Annotated in this window: 14 protein-coding genes; 10 read left to right on the plus strand and 4 right to left on the minus strand. The window is 41.6% G+C overall.

Annotated elements, in window-relative coordinates:
* Nucleotides 1-375 precede the first annotated feature (375 nt).
* The 3 genes from L1068_RS16605 to sbcD are packed head-to-tail and all read right to left on the minus strand — an operon-like array spanning nt 376 to nt 5719.
* Nucleotides 376-828 carry an RNA-binding S4 domain-containing protein gene (locus L1068_RS16605; protein ID WP_237131144.1) on the minus strand — a complete coding sequence of 151 codons (453 nt, stop codon included), beginning with the start codon at nt 826-828 and terminating at the stop codon, nt 376-378.
* Between the two features lie 11 nt (nt 829-839).
* Nucleotides 840-4511, minus strand: coding sequence for an AAA family ATPase (locus L1068_RS16610; protein WP_237131145.1), 3672 nt, complete (start codon nt 4509-4511; stop codon nt 840-842).
* Nucleotides 4508-5719, minus strand: coding sequence for an exonuclease subunit SbcD (gene sbcD, locus L1068_RS16615; protein ID WP_237131146.1), 1212 nt, complete (start codon nt 5717-5719; stop codon nt 4508-4510). Before sbcD ends, L1068_RS16610 begins: the two co-directional genes overlap by 4 nt.
* Nucleotides 5720-5925: 206 nt before the next feature.
* Here sbcD and L1068_RS16620 point away from each other — a divergent pair, with 206 nt between their 5' ends.
* Nucleotides 5926-6735, plus strand: coding sequence for an ion transporter (locus L1068_RS16620; RefSeq protein ID WP_237131147.1), 810 nt, complete (start codon nt 5926-5928; stop codon nt 6733-6735).
* 75 nt (nt 6736-6810) lie between these two features.
* Nucleotides 6811-8130 (plus strand): EAL domain-containing protein, encoded by a 1320-nt coding sequence (locus tag L1068_RS16625; protein WP_237131148.1) that lies wholly within the window; start codon nt 6811-6813, stop codon nt 8128-8130.
* A 17-nt stretch (nt 8131-8147) separates the two neighbouring features.
* On the opposite strand, the gene L1068_RS16630 is transcribed toward L1068_RS16625, so the two are convergent.
* Entirely contained in the window at nt 8148-9053 is a 906-nt protein-coding gene (locus tag L1068_RS16630) for a pyridoxal-phosphate dependent enzyme (protein WP_237131149.1), read from the minus strand.
* Nucleotides 9054-9141: 88 nt separating this feature from the next.
* Here L1068_RS16630 and L1068_RS16635 point away from each other — a divergent pair, with 88 nt between their 5' ends.
* Genes L1068_RS16635 through L1068_RS16670 form a run of 8 tightly spaced genes read left to right on the plus strand, consistent with a single transcriptional unit; the run spans nt 9142 to nt 17086 of the window.
* Nucleotides 9142-10083 carry a hypothetical protein gene (locus tag L1068_RS16635; protein ID WP_237131150.1) on the plus strand — a complete coding sequence of 314 codons (942 nt, stop codon included), beginning with the start codon at nt 9142-9144 and terminating at the stop codon, nt 10081-10083.
* Nucleotides 10067-10663: a PilN domain-containing protein gene (locus L1068_RS16640; RefSeq protein WP_105171096.1), complete on the plus strand. Its 597-nt coding sequence runs from the start codon at nt 10067-10069 to the stop codon at nt 10661-10663. The genes L1068_RS16635 and L1068_RS16640 overlap by 17 nt, the downstream gene beginning before the upstream one ends.
* On the plus strand, nt 10663-11355 hold the full coding sequence (locus L1068_RS16645) for a type II secretion system protein M (RefSeq protein ID WP_237131151.1): 693 nt from the start codon (nt 10663-10665) through the stop codon (nt 11353-11355). Before L1068_RS16640 ends, L1068_RS16645 begins: the two co-directional genes overlap by 1 nt.
* Nucleotides 11333-11665 (plus strand): hypothetical protein, encoded by a 333-nt coding sequence (locus L1068_RS16650; RefSeq protein WP_237131152.1) that lies wholly within the window; start codon nt 11333-11335, stop codon nt 11663-11665. Before L1068_RS16645 ends, L1068_RS16650 begins: the two co-directional genes overlap by 23 nt.
* Complete coding sequence (gene mshL / locus L1068_RS16655) at nt 11649-13322, plus strand: pilus (MSHA type) biogenesis protein MshL (RefSeq protein WP_237131153.1); 1674 nt, start codon at nt 11649-11651, stop codon at nt 13320-13322. The genes L1068_RS16650 and mshL overlap by 17 nt, the downstream gene beginning before the upstream one ends.
* The gene (locus L1068_RS16660) at nt 13322-14224 is read left to right on the plus strand and encodes an AAA family ATPase (RefSeq protein ID WP_237131154.1); all 903 of its coding nucleotides are present in this window, start codon (nt 13322-13324) and stop codon (nt 14222-14224) included. Before mshL ends, L1068_RS16660 begins: the two co-directional genes overlap by 1 nt.
* Nucleotides 14221-15387 carry a tetratricopeptide repeat protein gene (locus L1068_RS16665; protein ID WP_237131155.1) on the plus strand — a complete coding sequence of 389 codons (1167 nt, stop codon included), beginning with the start codon at nt 14221-14223 and terminating at the stop codon, nt 15385-15387. The genes L1068_RS16660 and L1068_RS16665 overlap by 4 nt, the downstream gene beginning before the upstream one ends.
* Nucleotides 15377-17086, plus strand: a complete 1710-nt coding sequence (locus L1068_RS16670; protein ID WP_054978948.1) for a GspE/PulE family protein — start codon at nt 15377-15379, stop codon at nt 17084-17086. The genes L1068_RS16665 and L1068_RS16670 overlap by 11 nt, the downstream gene beginning before the upstream one ends.
* The last annotated feature ends 4 nt before the right edge of the window (nt 17087-17090 follow it).

Below are 17090 nucleotides of genomic sequence, written 5' to 3' on the forward strand. Positions count from 1 at the left end.
AAATATCGCAAGTTATTTTGTGTGAATTAAAACGTTCTCGCTAGTCCCATTTTATACTTTTAGCAAAAACTGTAACTCATTGTCAATTATGGTCTTTTTAGTGGTTGTAAATATTTTTATAAACGAAAGGGTTACCTGGTTGTTTTTCCTGAAAAGGGAAATGTATAAAAAGAATGTTACAATATTCTCAGAGTTTGATTTGTGTTATCCCCCCTTTTAATCAGACCTGAAAAAGGAATTGAAATGAATAATGCGAGACAGGGAGCGAAGCGGTCGAGCAAGCCATGGATGGCGTCAGTTATTCAAATGGAAATGTTGAAGTTGCTTTGAATGCTGCGGTTGAGGCTAGAATTAAAATTAGCGAATCCCAGCCCTTTACCCAAACGATATCGGTTTTCTACCTGTTTTTTTATCTTTATCTTTAGCTTTTGCGCTTTTAGCGGCTGGTTTTTTATCTGCTTTTTTCGCTTTTGATGGTGGCTGATTATTCGCAGGAGTTGTTGCTTTTGGCGCTTCAGTTACTGGCTGATATTCAGCTGCGTCATCATCTTGAACGTCGTCTTCAAATGACTCGTTTTCTTGGTAGTGACTTTCAGGGCTTTCACCTGAAAATTCGGCAATTTGGAACAGTTGGCCGTCGAATTCTACCGTGTCACCTGCGTATACTTTTTTGCGTTTTTGTAGACAAATTTCACCATTAAGAGCAACATAGCCGTCGGCAATTAGCATTTTTGCTTGGCCGCCAGACTCAACAAGGTCGAGTAGCTTTAATAAGTTACATAATTCAATCGGTTGCTCTTCAAGTTCTACAACAAAAGCTTGTGACATGGATAAATCTCTTAACTGGTTTCGCTGGCTATTGTATCAAACTTATAGATGCGGTCGAGTTCGCTGATGCCTAAACCTGACTTTTTACGCACTTTAATTTGCACAGGAATGCGTTCTTTCATCGCATCGATATGACTTATTACGCCAATCGTTTTGCCGCTGGCATGTAGGTTATCGAGCGCATCAAGGGCGATATCGAGGGTTTCTTTATCAAGTGTGCCAAAACCTTCATCTAGAAACAGTGAATCAATACTCACTTTGTGACTTACCAAATCTGAAAGCGCGAGCGCCAAAGCAAGGCTGACTAAAAAGCTTTCACCGCCAGATAGGGTGTTGGTATCGCGCACTTGCTCTCCTTGCCAAAGGTCGATAATTTGCATTTCTAACGACTGATCTTCCTTGCGTTTTAATAGGTAGCGGCCAGTGAGCTTTTCAAGTTGTCGATTGGCAAGATAAATCAAATTATCAAGTGTTAGCCCTTGGGCAAATTTTCTAAATTTATCACCTTTTTGCGAGCCAATTAAACCGTGCAAATAATGCCAATCTTGATATTCACGGTTAAGTAAATCGAGCTCGTGTTTTAAATCTTTAAGTTTGTCTTGTCGCGCTGTATTTTCATTAATTTGGTTGCTCAGTAACCCCAGTTGTTGGTTGGTTTGACCAAGTGTTTCATTTAGTTCGTCAAAGGCGCTTCGTAGTTGCTGGTTATTTAGGTTTAGCGTATTAAATTCATGTGCTTGTTGGGTTTTTAACTCACTTTCAACGGTATTTATTTGCTCGCTATTAAGTGTAAGCGCAGCATCTAATTGGTGTTTAAGCTCGGCTAATCTATCAAACTCATCTGCTGGTAAACGTGCTTGCTGCGCCGCTTTAATGGTCGCATAAGGGGTTTGCTCCAGTAGTTTTGTCAGTTTGGTTTGCACCTCACTTAATTGCACATTGGTATCATTAAGTTGATCTTGCTTTTCACTCAGTTGACCATTTAGCTTTGTCAGTGCAGCGTGTAACTGCTGAGCATTTGCTTCGGCGGTTTTTACTTCAGTATGAAGCGCCTCTAAGTGTGCTTGTGATTGTTGCTTTTCAGTTATGGTCGATTTATCGCCAAACAGTTCGTGGCGTGTGTGTGCTTGCTCTGCAATTTTTTGCTGTATGGTTTCCTGTTGATTTTTTAATTCACTTTGTTGCTTGGCAATATCCATTTGTTGCTGTGTTAAATGGTTGCGTGCCTGCTGTGCTAGAGCGAGTTGTTGTTGCACCTGTTGGTATTTTTTATGCTGTGTTTTAAGCGTATTTAATTGTTGTTTCTGTTCGTTAAACCAGTTGGCTAAATTGCTTTCTTGGCAGGAATAGCCACACTTATTAATTATATATACAAGCTCTGCAAGTGCTGAGCCGTAAGCCTTTTGCTGCTCATTAAAGGTTGTTAGTAGCTTTTGCTCTTTGGCCGATACGTTTTGTAATTGCTCAGTCGCGCTATTTAGTTTTTCAGTTAGTAGTTGTATTTGATGGCTTAACTCGCGTTCTGCTTGTTGCGCCTCAGTTAACTGAGTATTTATTGCTTTAACTTGTTCATGGTTTTGTAACGCGGTTGCAAGGTGTTGCTCAGTTTTTGCAATAAACGTCAGCAAAGCGGTTTCATCGCTAATCGCAATCTGTTCAATCGCCCAAGTTGTGGCGATTGAATCTAGTCGCTGGGTTTTGTTCGTGATTGCGGTATTTAATGCATCAATTTGTTGGGCATTGCTGCTAAGCGTTGCTGAAAGCTCAATGATGTTTTGTTGTAAGTCACTTGTCTCTTGTTTAAGCGTTGCAATGTGTGTGTTTTCATTACCTGCCGTGTTACCAACCTCAAAATGACTTAAGTCGTGCTGAGCACTACCGCAAAGCGGGCAGGGGGTACCTTCTTCTAAATCTTGTCGTAGCAGTGCTAATTGGGCCTCTGCATCTTGTAAGCGAAGTGAGGTATCTAAACTTTGTTGCTGAGCTTTCAGTAGTGTATTTTGTGAAGCAAGCTGCGTTTCCAGTTCAGGTTGGGTACTCTGTAATGTTTTAATTTGCGTTTTATCCGCAAAGATTTCGTTTGTTATTTGTTGCCATTGAGTTTGCTGTTGTTTTGCAGTTTTGGCTTTATCTAGCGCCTGTTTTAGCGATTCAATTGTGTCTTCAGAAACATTAATATCACTGTTATCACAAAATTCACTTAACTGTGTTTGTAACTGCGTAACTTGTAGCTGATGCTGTTCACGCTTAGTTTGCTCTTTTGCGATACCTGTTTGTTGCTCGCCAATTGCTTGGTTTAAGGTGGTTTTGCTTTCGGCTAACTCGGTTAGCTGGTTTTGTTGCTGCTGCAAAGACTGTGCGTTTAGTTGCAGTTTGGCATGCTCATCAAGCCACTCTGCAAGCTTGTGTTCAAATTGCTCTATATTGATGGTTTTATCAAAACTAGCAGCAAGTTGCTGCTTTTCAGCTTCAAGGTTATGAATGTTACTTTCACTTTGTTGCAGCGCTTGAGTCAATTCTTTCTCTTGTATATATAAGTTTTCCAGCCGCTGATTTAACTCGCTTAATTTGCTTTTGCTATGCGCAAGTTGGTTATCAAGTGGCGTTACTTGGTTATCAATAAGCTCAAATAACTCTTTTTGCACTTGCTTGGCAGTATCGAGTTTATTGGCTAATGAGTGAGTTAACTCAACAATCTTTGCTTGCTCATTTGCGTGCGTGTTTGCTTGTTGTTGATAACTTTCAATACTGGCAATTTGGTTTTGTTTGGCAGTGTTTAACGATGCTAGTTTATCTAAATCAACCGCGAGTTTTTGTGCGGGCAGGGCAGCTTCAAGGCGCGTTAGCTCTGGCTGTTTTTCAGCAAGTTCATTTTCAAGCTGCGCTTTTTGCTGTTGCAGTTTTTCTAAGCGCTGTTGGTTTTGTGTAAGTTGGTTATGCCAATCGCGTTTTGCTTGCAGGCTGGTAAGCTCGCTTTTTAAATTAGTTTGCTGTGTTTGTAGCTCACTAATTTGCTGGTTTATTTCATTTATGCGCTCTTCAGGTAACAGTTCGAGTGATTCTGTTTTAGCACTTATCACATTCAGAGCATCGCGCGCTTCACCAAAGCGTTGGTGTACTAATTGTGAAATTTGGCCGTAAATTTCGGTGCCGGTGAGTTCTTCTAATAACTCGGCGCGGTCGGCTTCTTTGGCTTGTAAAAATGCGGCGAATTGCCCCTGTGACAGCATCATGGATTTTGTGAAGCGGGCAAAGTTTAGGCCAGTGAGCGACTCGATGAGCTGATCTTTCTTTTTGACTTGCGCGGAAATAGGTTTATTGCTCGTCACTTCAACTAGCTCTACTTCTGCTGGTTGTAAGTTACCGTCTGGCTTATTGCGGGCACGGCGCATTGACCAAAAAGCACGATACATACCTTTATTTACGGCAAATTCAACTTCAGCTAAACAGTAACTGGTGCCACGGGTCATTATTTCATTATTACTTGCGCTTATTGCACCAAGCCTTGGCGTGCTGTTGTAAAGTGCTAAGCAAATGGCATCTAAAATGGTGGTTTTACCAGCGCCAGTTGGCCCAGTGATAGCAAAAATGCCGCTTTCGGCAAATGGCGCTTTATTAAAGTCGATTTTCCATTCGCCTTTTAACGAGTTTAAATTGGCAAAACGCAGTGATAGTATTTTCATGACTGTGCTCCTTTTGCCGTATTCAGCAGTGAAATAAAATGCTGAGTTAGGCGCTCTTTGCGGGCAAGATCGTCCTCTGTTGTAAACTCTTCAAGTGCGATACGTTTCTCAAAAACCTCTAAAGGGGTTATTTCAGACAGGTTTTCTTGCTTTTGTTGGCTAAGTTTGGCCACATGTTTGCGCGCACGTTTTAGTTGTAGTACTTCAACAGGCAGGTCTTTGGTGAGATTCAACACTGTATTTTGCAGGTCACTAATATAGTCGTCGGTGCTAACTTCAATGCTCAGCCAGGTTATGTCAGTTTGCTCTGAAAATACGGTTAATGCGTTTTTAATTTCGGCGAGGTTGCCTTTTATGGTTTGCATTGCTTGAAAGCGTGGGATTTCAAGTTGGCTTATTTGCGACACATTTTGCCCTTCAAATTCAACCAAGTTGACCGATTTCGCGTGTTTTAATTCATCAAAACTAAGGGCGATTGGCGAGCCGCTATAAAACACATTACCTTCTTTACCAACCTTTTGAGCGCCATGAATATGACCAAGAGCGATGTAATCGGCGTTTGGCAGTTGAAGTGCGTTTATACCTGACAGATGGCCGATGTAAATATCGCGCACTGACTCTGAACTAGATGCGCCTACAGCAGTTAAATGGCCCGTCATAATAATCGGTATATCTTGATCTGCTTTTAATGTTTGCGCGGCTTGAAAGGTGTTTTCAAAGTGCTCGTAAATGCCTTTGGCAAGGTTGTCTTGTTTTTCTTTTATGCTTTCGTCGGCGCGGCTGGTGATAATGTCTTTACTGCGTAAAAACGGAATAGCACAGACATAACCTAATGTTTTTTCAGCTTTAGTGATAGCGACGATTTGCTCTGTTACATTTTCACTTGCTTGTGATACCACATGGCAGTTAAGGGCTTTTACTAAGCTTTTAATCTCGTTAAGAGTTGCTACCGAATCGTGATTGCCTGCGGTAACAATCAACTGACAATTTGCCGCTTGCATTCCCAAAATAAGTTCGCTGTAGAGGCTGCGCGCATAACTTGGTGGTGTGCCAGTGTCAAAAATATCTCCTGCGATAATCACCGCATCTACTTGCTGCGTTTTAACTTGCTCAGCTAGCCATTTGATTAATAAATGGTGCTCTTTTTGCCGAGACTGATTAAAAAAGCTCTGGCCAAGATGCCAGTCAGATGTGTGAATAATGCGCATAAGAGTTCTTGATAGCAAAAAAACTCACTTTATCACTTTTTAATAAAACCCATAAAGGGCAACAAGCTGCATAAAGCATAATTTTTTAACTGCTGCTTTTAACGCATAACATGTTGTTACAGTGCGCTAATTTATCCGTTAGATCTTCGCTTAATGGATGGTTATAATGCGTTTTTTATTTTGCTAACCAGTAAGAGAAATTCAGTATGTTCACGGCCATGCAAAGCCAATTTCAACGAATCGACGACAGTAAAGCGTTTCAAGCCTTTGTAATTTTTGTCATTGTGGTATCAGCACTGAGTGTTGGTGCGCATACTTATGCCTTGCCTGTGTGGATGGAGAATCTCTTACTGCTGTTAGATAAAGGCATCACAGTATTTTTTGCGGTAGAAATTACAATTCGTTTTATTGCTTCAAAAGGGCCTAAAGCGTTTTTCTCTAAGGGTTGGAATATTTTCGACACCATTATTGTAATTGGTAGCTTGTTACCTGTTGCGGGTTCAACGGTGTTTATTGCGCGTTTGTTGCGTATTTTCCGTGTGCTGCGTTTGGTTTCTATGGTGCCAGAGCTACGAATGCTGGTGAATGCGCTGATTAAAGCGATTCCGCGCATGGGTTACATCGCACTACTAATGTTTGTAATTTTCTACATTTATGCCGCTGTTGGTAGCATGATGTTCAGTGAAATTAACCCAACCCTTTGGCGCGATGTATCGATTTCAATGCTGACGCTGTTCCGTGTGGCAACCTTTGAAGATTGGACAGATGTAATGTACGAAACCATGGCGGTGCACCCGCTAAGTTGGATTTACTATTTGTCGTTTATCTTTTTAACGGCGTTTATTTTCTTAAATATGATGGTGGGCGTGGTGCTTGAAGTGATGACCCAAGAGCACGATAACTTTGTTAAAGAAAATACTGACGAATTAGATGAGCCTGCAACCAAAGGTGAAGTGCTTGAGTTAAAAGCGCAAATTCTAGAGCTTAATAAATTACTCAGCGAACGGCTGAAGTAACCGCCACTGCTCACTTGCGCATCTGGCTAACCTCGTCAACACTTATGTATAGTGAGCAGGTGTGGCGGATGTGCAATGTGGAACAACTTTAGTCGTATTCTTAATATACTCTACGTTGTTTGTGCGCTTTGGGCGTGTTTTGTTGCTTATTGGTTCTTAGAAAGTCTTACCGCTGTTATTGTGTGCGGTGCAATTGCCGCCATATTACTTCTGTTATTTATCCACCGCGCGTCACCTGGTGTGCTATTAAAACTGCCCCCGCAAATTTCATTTAAACGCCAAGCTTCCCCTGTTTATGCATTAAACAGCAATGCGTTTGATGTGTTTGTATTGGTTAGTGGTGCATCTATTAATAATTTGCAGGAGTTGGGTGAGCGCTTAAAAAACGCATTCGCCAGTGACTTTGTATCTTGCAAGCAACTTAAAGGCGAGCGTATCAGCATTACTATTAAATGCCCAAATGTGTGCGATGAAAGGCGATTTAATACACTTTTTATCGAAGTTATGGCGCAGCATAGCGACATTGCATTTGGTGCTTGTTTGTATCGCGAGCCGTGTCAGCAGTTGAATGTATATCAACTTGCAGAGCTTGCATTAGCTATTGCGAAAACAAAACAGCATGACCCTTGCCACACCCTAAAGCTAAATCAAACTAATCTTGCGCTATTGCAATATTCGCTGCCAGATATGCTGAGTGACTTGTTAAATAAGCAGTTTTTACTGGTTTTTGAGCCGGTGTTTAGCGTGCATGGTGAGGCTTTGTTATTTCATCAAGTTGGTATCACGATTCGCCATCAAAAAATTGGATTGTGTGATGCCAAACAGTGTTTGTTGGGCTGTATTGAGCCAGATAAGTTAATTTCGCTCGATTCACATTTAATGCACCAGCTAATTAAAACACTTGCACAAGACCCAGGTAGCGAACCTGTCTCTTTGTGTTTAGATCTTTCTACTTGGCAAAGTGCTAATGCAATAAATGAGCTAGTGAAATTGGTAGAGCAAGCGGGGCATACCCAAGTGATCCGTTTTTCATTGCCTGAAAGCGCATTCGTTAACGAATTTGATAAAATCTCAGCACAACTTAAATTTGTTAAAAAGCATAATATTGCTATTTTGCTTGAGCATTGCCATGGTGCATTATTAGCGGTGCAAAAAGGCGTGAATTATTTAACAGGGATAAGTTTAGACAGCGATTGCTTTCAGCTGCTGCATGAACAACAAGAGAGCTTACTGACAGCCGTTGCTCATTTTGCCAATCAATACCAGTTGCAGTTATACGCAAATGGCGTAGCAAATAAATATCAACTTAACTTGCTTGCAGAACATCATTTTTCTGGTGCTAGTGGGCGCTACTTTCAGCAAGGCGAAAGCAATATTGCACTGGGATTAAACTAACCCCCCAATTGAGGCTGTTAAATTAGCTTTCGGAATTTGAGTCCTGTTAGTCCTTGTAAGCCACCGGTGTGAATCGCCATGATACGGGTGTTTGGTTTAATAATACCTTGCTTTATTTGGCTGAAAATTGTGAATAGTAATTTTCCAGTGTAAATGGGCTCAAGTGGTAACTGCGCACGCATGCTTTGGCAAAACTGCCACAATTCATCTGTAAAACTACCGTAGCCGCCATAGTGATATTCGGTGAATAAATGCCAATTATCTTGTTGTTTAGCTTTAAGACTAAGCTTTTGGATTTCATCGTTTAAATAATTTGCTTGTTTTAATACCGCAACACCATAAATTTGAGTGCTGTAGGGAAGTCCTTCAATCAACCCTGCTAATGTGCCGCCACTACCCACAGCACACCAAACTTGATCTGTGTGTGGCAAGCTTTGTGCGAGTTCTATAACGCCTTTCATTGCGAGTTGGTTGCTACCACCTTCTGGAATGATTAGGCTGTCTGGGCGCTTTGTTTGTAATTCAGATAAATAATCTTGCTCATAACGCTTTCGGTAAGTGATGCGATTAACTGGCGTTAGTGTTACGCCGCAAGCGCTGGCGAATTTTAAACAGGGATTGTTAGTATCAAGTTCTGGCCCACGTACAATTACTTCTGTGTTAAACCCAAACAAGCGCGACGCGCCCGCTAACGCATATAAATGATTTGAGAAAGCGCCTGAAAAACTCAGCAAGTTGTCTATTTTGTTTTTATGCGCATAGTGAAGGTTGTATTTAAGTTTGCGCCATTTATTACCGCTTATTAACGGATGCGTCAGGTCATCGCGCTTCACAAATAGGGTGATGTTATTTTCAGCTAATATGGGATGCGCAATTTTTTGCACCGGTGTTTGATCAATATTTAGTTGGAAATCAATGCTCAAAGCACGAAACTCCTTGCTTAGGTTGGTTTGCTTGCTACACTAAGAGCAATAGCGCGTTTGATAGATAACATATTAAATAATAACAAATATGAAGAATTTATTGGCTCGAATTCCGTGGTTTAACAAGAATAATGATGGCTCACTGTTAGCTGGCATCTATATTGCGAGCGATAAAGTTGTATCTGTTATTCTGCATCGCGTTTCAGATAGTTTCGAAATTAAGCATACGGTAGTTGAAGCGTTTCAAAGTGAAACGGAAAAATTACCAGCACTTAATAGAGTGTTAGCGAAGCTCCCCTCTGGTGCACAAGTATGTTTGGTAATGCCCGAAAGTGCATACCAATGGGTGCAAATTGAAAAACCTAACTTGCCTGAGCAAGACATTGTGACGTCGCTACCGTGGACGATTAAAGAATTAGTAAGCTTAGAACCTGCTGATATTATTGCGGATTATTATGACGCATCGTTAAAACAAGGTGGGCAAAATAAAATTAATGTGGTGGTAACAAGCCGTACCTTGTTAATGCCAATGCTTAAATTAATTAACGACAACGATATTGACCTACAAACCATTACTACCCAAGAAATGATGTTTTGCGATTTAGTGACGCAAGATAACGCTGCGCATATGTTGGTTTCGCAGCAATTCGGCAACGAGCCAAGCATTCATATTATTCGTGATGGCGAGCTATTGTTATCGCGTAAGCTGCGTGGCTTAATTCCACTGGCTGAGCAACCATTAAATCAATTGAAACTCGGGCTACTTGATGCACTAGGGTTGGAATTACAGCGCTCACTCGATTATTTTGAAAGCCAGCTAAAGCAACCTCCAATCAAAAGTTTGCAGTTGGCAATTCCAAATTTTGAAATTAACGGCATAGCGCAAGAGTTGAGTCAGTTTTTTCCAGCAAAAGTACTCGCGTTTGAACCACGCTTAGCGCTCTGTTTACAGCAAAACACTGAAGTGCAGCTAGCGATTGCGGCGGCATTATCTCAGGACTTGCGAGGTGACAATGAAGACTCGCATTAACTTATACTTAGATGAGCTAAAACCGAAGCGTGAGTTTTTTACGCTTAATAATATTGTGATGTGCTGGGGGGCTCTAATTATTGTGTTGGTGCTTGTTAGTATATTATTCGCGCGTTTTGAACATACATCGAAACAACAGCTGTTATCGCTACAAAGCAAATTAGACCGCACTAAAGCTGAGCTAACTCAAGTGCAACGTGAATTAGAACGAAAACAAGATAAATCGCCAGTATTACGCCGCATTGATAAGAAAAAACACGACATGCTTGAAATGCAAAAGTTACTACAATTTATGCAAGCGAAATCAAAGCAAGCTGAATTTGACTACGCACAAGTGATGGTTGATTTAGCCAGTAATACGCACAACGAAATATGGCTTAAATCGTTCCATTTTGTTGGTAACGATATTCAATTAGTAGGCGAGGCTACGCATGGCTCGGCTATTCCTGAATGGTTGAATGGCCTGAAGCGCTCAGAATATTTTGAGGCAAAAACCTTCTCGTTACTTGAATTTGATAAGCAAGAAACCGGTGTTGAGTTTCAAATTGCCACCCAATATAGCGGTCAAGGAGTGCAATAATGAAGGATACTTGGCAGCAGTGGTCAGAAAAACTCAGCACGCTAGAGCAACGTGAAAAGTTATTGGTATTTTCAGTTGGCTTGTTTTTGTTCGGTTACTTAACCATTTGGTTTGTAATTTCGCCGCTGCAAACTTCATATTCAAACAATCAGCAGCGAATTACTAATTTAACTAATCAACAGCAAAACAGCGAGCGACAATTAGTGGTGCTGAAAGATGCGCTGAGCAAAAGTTATGTGCAAGAGTTGTTGCAACAAGAGCAATCTCTTGAGAGTGAATTGCAGCAAATTAATCAGCAACTGGCTGATTTTAGCCTTACCTACATCTCGCCTGAAGATATGGCATTGGTATTGCAAAAAATTCTGCGTAAGCATAAAAATATTCAACTTTCGCGTTTTAAAATAAACCCAGTAGAAGCGATTTATGTCACTTCAAGCACTCCTGCTACGGCACAAGACCCTCAGGGGGAAGAACCTCTAGCGCCGCGGGAGGTCGCGTTTTATCAACATACTATGCTGATAGAGCTAGAGGGTGAATATTTCGGGCTATTAAGTTATTTAAAACAAATTAAGAAGATTGAAGAAAAGTTATTTATTCAAGAATTTGATTACCAAGTGGACGAGTATCCGACAGGTAAATTGACATTAACCATTGCTACTGTAAGTGCGAATGATAAATTTATTGCGTTATAACCTTATTTTAATCTGCATGTGTTGTGGCTTTTCGCTGTCGGCAAAAAGCCTGCAAGATCCAACACGACCAAAAACACTTGAAGCGAGCAGTGTTGTTGCTAACAGTACGCAAGCAGATAACGCACTGGTGCTGCAATCGGTGTTTGTAAAAGATTCAGGCAACTTAGCGGTTGTTGCTGGGCAAATGGTAAGAATTGGCGACCAAGTTCAAGGCTATAAAGTGATAAAAATAACATCGGACTCGGTGACACTAGAGCAAGGTCAAACTAACAAGGTATTGAGACTTTATCAGCATGAAATTAAAAAATAACATTCTAAAAAGTTGGCTGGCAGTTTCAGCGTTAATGGTGTCTGGTTGTGAGCTTACGTCAGAGCCAACATTAAAGCCGCATATTCAACAAGAACTCAATGCGAAACCACAAAATACTGCAAACGAGCAGTTACCTACCGAACAAGCGCCAGAAGGTTTTGAAGAAGAGTTGCTAGCCTCTGTAGGAACTAGCGTTTCATTACCGAAAGAGTTTGAAATGACGCGCTTCGATGTAAATGCCAATAAAGTGTCTATTAATGAATTCTTCGCGGGATTGGTTGCCGATACGCCGTATAGTGTTGCTTTACACCCAGAGGTGGAAGGTGAAATTTCACTTACGTTAAAAGACGTCACTATGGATGAAGTGACAAAAATTGTATCGCGTTTATACGGCATTGATGTATTTCGTGAAGGCAAGGTGGTGCAAGTATTACCGGCGAAAATGCGTACTGAGTCGATACCGGTAAACTATTTAATGATGAAGCGTAGCGGATTATCTACGGTAAGCGTTGTTGCTGGTGGCGTGAGCCAGTTTGATCAAGGTGGCTCAGGCGGTAATGGTAATTCAGGTAACAATAATTCGAGCAATAACCAAAATATGGGTGGTAATAACACTTTTGGTGGTGGCTCTAATATGCAAATTAATGGTGCTAGCATTCAAACCAGCAGTGAAACTGATTTTTGGAAAGATTTGCAATTGGCGATGGAATCCTTAATTGGTAAGGGCAGTGGCCGTTTTGTTATTGTTAGTCCGCAAGCAAGTTTGGTAACTGTAAACGCATTACCAAGTGAAATTGCCGCGCTAAAAGAGTTTTTAAAAGCCAGTGAAGACAGCTTGCAGCGCCAAGTTGTGCTTGAAGCTAAAATAATTGAAGTAACCTTAAACGATGAATATCAGCAAGGGGTTAATTGGTCCGAAGTGTTAGGCCATATTGGCGCGACTGATCTAACTTTCTCAACCACTGCTGCTGCGCAAGTCGGCAATACTATTTCATCTCAATTAGGTGGTGTGACTAACTTAGTCTTTAAAAATGCTGATTTCAGCGGTGTGATTAACTTGCTTGAGACACAGGGCGATGTGCAAATGCTCTCTAACCCACGTGTAACTGCAACGAATAATCAAAAAGCAGTGATTAAAGTGGGTGAAGACGAGTATTTTGTTACAGAAGTATCGAGCACTACGGTAACCGGCAATGCGACAACCACGTCACCAGAAATTGAACTGACGCCGTTTTTCTCAGGTATTGCGCTTGATGTAACTCCGCAAATTGATGAGTTTGGCTCAGTTATTTTACATGTTCACCCATCGGTTACCGAAACCGAAGAACAAAACAAAGTCGTGACACTAAACGACCAAGACTACGTTTTACCGCTAGCGCAAAGTAACATTCGTGAATCCGATACTGTGATCCGTGCAGGCAGTGGCGAAATAGTGATTATTGGTGGCTTAATGCAAACTTTAACCACAGATCAAGAATCGAAAACGCCAGTTTTAGGCGATATGCCGATTTTAGGAAATCTATTCAAAAGCGTGCGTCGTGTGCAAAACAAAAAAGAGCTTGTCATTCTTATTCGCCCAACCGTGGTGATGGCAGATACTTGGCAACAACAGCAGCAACGTAGCCTTAAGTTGTTGAATTCTTGGTACGGTAAGTAATGTATCTATCGCACTTCGGTTTGACCGAGTTACCGTTTTCGCTAACGCCCAATACGCAGTTTTATTGCGCGTTAGCTCCTCATAATGAAGCCATGGAGGTACTGATTACCGCGCTCAATATGGGTGAGGGCTTTATTAAAGTTACGGGTGAAGTTGGTACCGGAAAAACATTGTTATGTCGAAAGCTGCTCAATAGCTTTGATGACTCAACCATAGTAGCGTATATCGCCAATTCATATTTAAGTCCTGATGAGCTGCGCTATGCGATAGCTAACGAATTACAAATTGATATTAGCAGCGATTTAGATCAGCAATCGCTTAGCCAAAAAATTCAAGACCAACTGTTAGCATTAAATCATCAAGGCAAACGCGTTGTTTTGATTATTGATGAAGCGCAGTGTTTAAGTTGGGATGCGTTAGAAGCGGTGCGACTATTTACTAATTTAGAAACCGAAACACGTAAGCTGATTCAGGTTGTGTTATTTGGCCAGCCTGAGCTCGATAGCCGTTTAGCAAATCAAAAAGTGCGTCAGTTACGACAGCGTATTAGTTTTTCATATACCTTACGCGCTATGACCAATGCTGAAGTGGCATATTATATTCGACATCGGTTAGAAGTTGCGGGAGCCGAGCAAGCGAAAGAGCTTTTTTCTAATAAAGTGTGTTTGCTTATTGCAAAAGCGAGTCGCGGTATTCCACGTTTGGTTAATTTGTTAAGTCATAAAGTGCTTATTCAGGGCTATGGTGAGGGTACACAAAAAGCCAAAGTAGGTTATGTGTATAGCGCCGCGCAAGATACAGAAGATTGCCGCTTAAGCCGCTCACGTATTTGGCCAATGTACTTAGCTTTGTTGTTAGTGATAGGTACGGCGACATGGTTAATCGTTAAGGAACAACTATGAGTGTACTGAATAAAACGCTCAAGGGGTTAGAGCAAAGACAAACCGAAGCCGCATCGAGCGCAGAGCGAGAAAAAACAGTAAACGTAACACCAATTTCAGATATCGGCGAAAAATTGCATAAGTTAGCAATTCCAGTATTAGCTGTGGTGGCGTTGTCGCTTGTTGCTTATGTGGTTTATAAAAAAGATCCGGTTCAGCATTTTTTTGTAAAATCGCCAAACGCTGCTGAAAGTATTCCTGTGGTTACTACTAGTAACGAAAATCCAGCTGTAAGTGAGCCAACAAGTGAAACGCCAAATCGCATGCTTGAACAGGAAAATGAACAAGTAAATCAACAAAGAAATGAGCAAGTAGCTGAGCAATCTAAATCGCTAACATCTCAATCATTATCGCAAGCAGAGAAAGTAACGCAAACTATCGAGATGGATAATGATACAACTGCTACACAAGCTCCCCGCGTAGCGTCACAAAAAGTGGTGCCTGCTGAAGAGGACATACCACCCGTTCAGCTTGTAGAACGCGAAAAAGCGCAACCATCTGAACGTCAAGCGACGATGAAGCAAGTTACTAAGATAACAGCAACGCAACAGGCAAATGAACATTTTCAAGCCGGAAAAAAAGCCTTCACGTTTGGTTTGGTGAGCGAGGCTATTGCCGCGTTAGAGCAGTGTATTGCAGTACTTAATGAACATATTGAATGTCGTAGCCTATTGGCTGCGGCGTTTTACGGTCGCCAAGACACCGTGAAAGCCAGTAATGTACTTGAGCAAGGGTTAAGTTTAAAACCCGATAGTATGGAGTGGCGCACTCTATTGGCGCGCATTTACGCTGATAATAAGCAATATAACGAAGTACTGAGTGTATTGCCGCAGCGCTACGAAAGCCAAGGTGATAACGATTTTTGGATATTAAAAGGCTTAGCTGCACAGCAGTTAAAGCAACACGAAGTGGCTTTACGCAGTTTTAAAAAATTAACGCTATCGCAGCCTGAGCAAGGCAAGTGGTGGTTAGCAATGGCGCGTTCCGCTGAATTTTTAAAACAATGGCAAAATGCGATGCAATATTACACAACAGCGACGCAAATTGGCAATTTGTCGCCTGCATCACAGCGTTATGCTGTTGAGCGTTTACAGTTTATAAGAGGTCGACTCGATGCGTCCTAGGTTAAAAATGCGATTAGGTGATTTGTTGGTTCATGAACATATCATCTCGGAACAACAACTCAACGATGCGCTTCAAGCACAAAAAATAACGGGGCGAAAGCTCGGTGCTACATTAATTGAGCAGCAAGTGATTGAAGAAACTCAGTTACTACGCTTTTTAGCGCAGCAACTTAATGTTGCGTTTGTAAACTTAGACAATGAAAAGCTCGACCCAAAGGTGGTTAAACTGATCCCTGAAGTTTACGCTCGTCGTTTTAGAGCGCTGGCTTTAGCAGACCTTGGTGAGTCGATTCAAATTGCGATGAGTGATCCTGCTGATTTATCGAGTTTAGATCAGCTAGCGCCTATTGTTGCGCCAAAGCAAATTGAAATTGTTGTTGCACAAGAGCAGCAAATTCTAAATGCATTCGATAATTTATATCGCCGTACCCAAGACATCGAAAGCTTTGCATCACAGCTGCAAGAAGAGTATCAAGAGACCGAAGAGTTTGAGCTTAATGCGCTAGATGAAAACACCTCAGATGCCACCGTTGTAAAATTACTGCAGTCGATTTTTGAAGATGCAGTGCAAATGCGTGCGTCGGATATTCATATTGAACCTGATGAAGGCATTTTACGCATTCGTCAGCGCATAGATGGCATTTTGCATGAAAATACCCTTGATCAAGTGGCTATTTCAGCGGCATTGGTACTGCGCCTTAAGTTAATGTCGGGCCTTGATATTTCAGAGAAGCGTTTACCGCAAGATGGTCGCTTCAATATCACCATCAAGGGTCACAATATTGATGTGCGTGTTTCAACCATGCCGGTACAGCATGGTGAGTCCGTAGTAATGCGTTTGCTCGATCAGTCGGCGGGTCTATTAACGTTAGATGAAACCGGTATGCCTTTAAAAGTGCTTAATAAAATGCGTAATGCGCTAAAGCGACCGCACGGCATGATTTTGGTTACAGGACCAACGGGTTCGGGTAAAACCACAACACTTTACGGTGCATTAAGTGAGTTAAACCAATCAAGCAAAAAAATCATTACCGTTGAAGATCCTGTGGAATATCGATTACCGCGCATTAACCAAGTTCAGGTAAACAGTAAAATTGGGTTAAGTTTTGCATCTGTATTACGTACCACACTTCGTCAAGACCCTGATATTTTGATGGTAGGTGAGATGCGAGATCAAGAAACGGTTGAAATTGGTTTGCGCGGTGCGTTAACCGGTCACTTAGTGTTATCAACATTGCATACCAATGATGCGATTACCAGCGCCATGCGTTTAATTGATATGGGAGCGCCAAGCTATTTGGTAGCAAGCTCTTTACGCGCAATTTTAGCGCAGCGCTTAGTGCGTCGTGTATGTGATAAATGTGCGAGCGATTATACGCCTGATGCACAAGAACTTGCTTGGATAAATCATATCAATCCTCGCTTTAGCGGTGCTCAGTTTAAGTTGGGCAAAGGCTGTAACAGTTGTAATCAAACCGGCTATCGTGGCCGGATAGGTGTGTTCGAATTACTCGAAATGAACGAACCTATGATGGATGCACTGCGTTTAGCTGATACACAAGCATTCTCAGAAGCGGCACGTGCAAACCCAGAGTTTGAACCTTTATCAGTGATGGCATTGGATTACGCAAGCCAAGGCATTACCTCACTTGAAGAGGTGTTTAGAGTGGCTGAAAGTTTGCCTGAGTTAGTAGGTTAAGACG

The sequence above is a fragment of the Pseudoalteromonas sp. MMG024 genome, assembly GCF_021654175.1.
Taxonomy (GTDB): Bacteria; Pseudomonadota; Gammaproteobacteria; order Enterobacterales; family Alteromonadaceae; genus Pseudoalteromonas.

Bases quoted from the DNA above. Each gene is read 5' to 3' on its own strand.
- L1068_RS16605 (WP_237131144.1), bottom strand. From the start codon at position 828: ATGTCACAAGCTTTTGTTGTAGAACTTGAAGAGCAACCGATTGAATTA.
- L1068_RS16610 (WP_237131145.1), bottom strand. From the start codon at position 4,511: ATGAAAATACTATCACTGCGTTTTGCCAATTTAAACTCGTTAAAAGGC.
- sbcD (WP_237131146.1), bottom strand. From the start codon at position 5,719: ATGCGCATTATTCACACATCTGACTGGCATCTTGGCCAGAGCTTTTTT.
- L1068_RS16620 (WP_237131147.1), top strand. From the start codon at position 5,926: ATGTTCACGGCCATGCAAAGCCAATTTCAACGAATCGACGACAGTAAA.
- L1068_RS16625 (WP_237131148.1), top strand. From the start codon at position 6,811: ATGTGGAACAACTTTAGTCGTATTCTTAATATACTCTACGTTGTTTGT.
- L1068_RS16635 (WP_237131150.1), top strand. From the start codon at position 9,142: ATGAAGAATTTATTGGCTCGAATTCCGTGGTTTAACAAGAATAATGAT.
- L1068_RS16640 (WP_105171096.1), top strand. From the start codon at position 10,067: ATGAAGACTCGCATTAACTTATACTTAGATGAGCTAAAACCGAAGCGT.
- L1068_RS16645 (WP_237131151.1), top strand. From the start codon at position 10,663: ATGAAGGATACTTGGCAGCAGTGGTCAGAAAAACTCAGCACGCTAGAG.
- L1068_RS16650 (WP_237131152.1), top strand. From the start codon at position 11,333: ATGATAAATTTATTGCGTTATAACCTTATTTTAATCTGCATGTGTTGT.
- mshL (WP_237131153.1), top strand. From the start codon at position 11,649: ATGAAATTAAAAAATAACATTCTAAAAAGTTGGCTGGCAGTTTCAGCG.
- L1068_RS16660 (WP_237131154.1), top strand. From the start codon at position 13,322: ATGTATCTATCGCACTTCGGTTTGACCGAGTTACCGTTTTCGCTAACG.
- L1068_RS16665 (WP_237131155.1), top strand. From the start codon at position 14,221: ATGAGTGTACTGAATAAAACGCTCAAGGGGTTAGAGCAAAGACAAACC.
- L1068_RS16670 (WP_054978948.1), top strand. From the start codon at position 15,377: ATGCGTCCTAGGTTAAAAATGCGATTAGGTGATTTGTTGGTTCATGAA.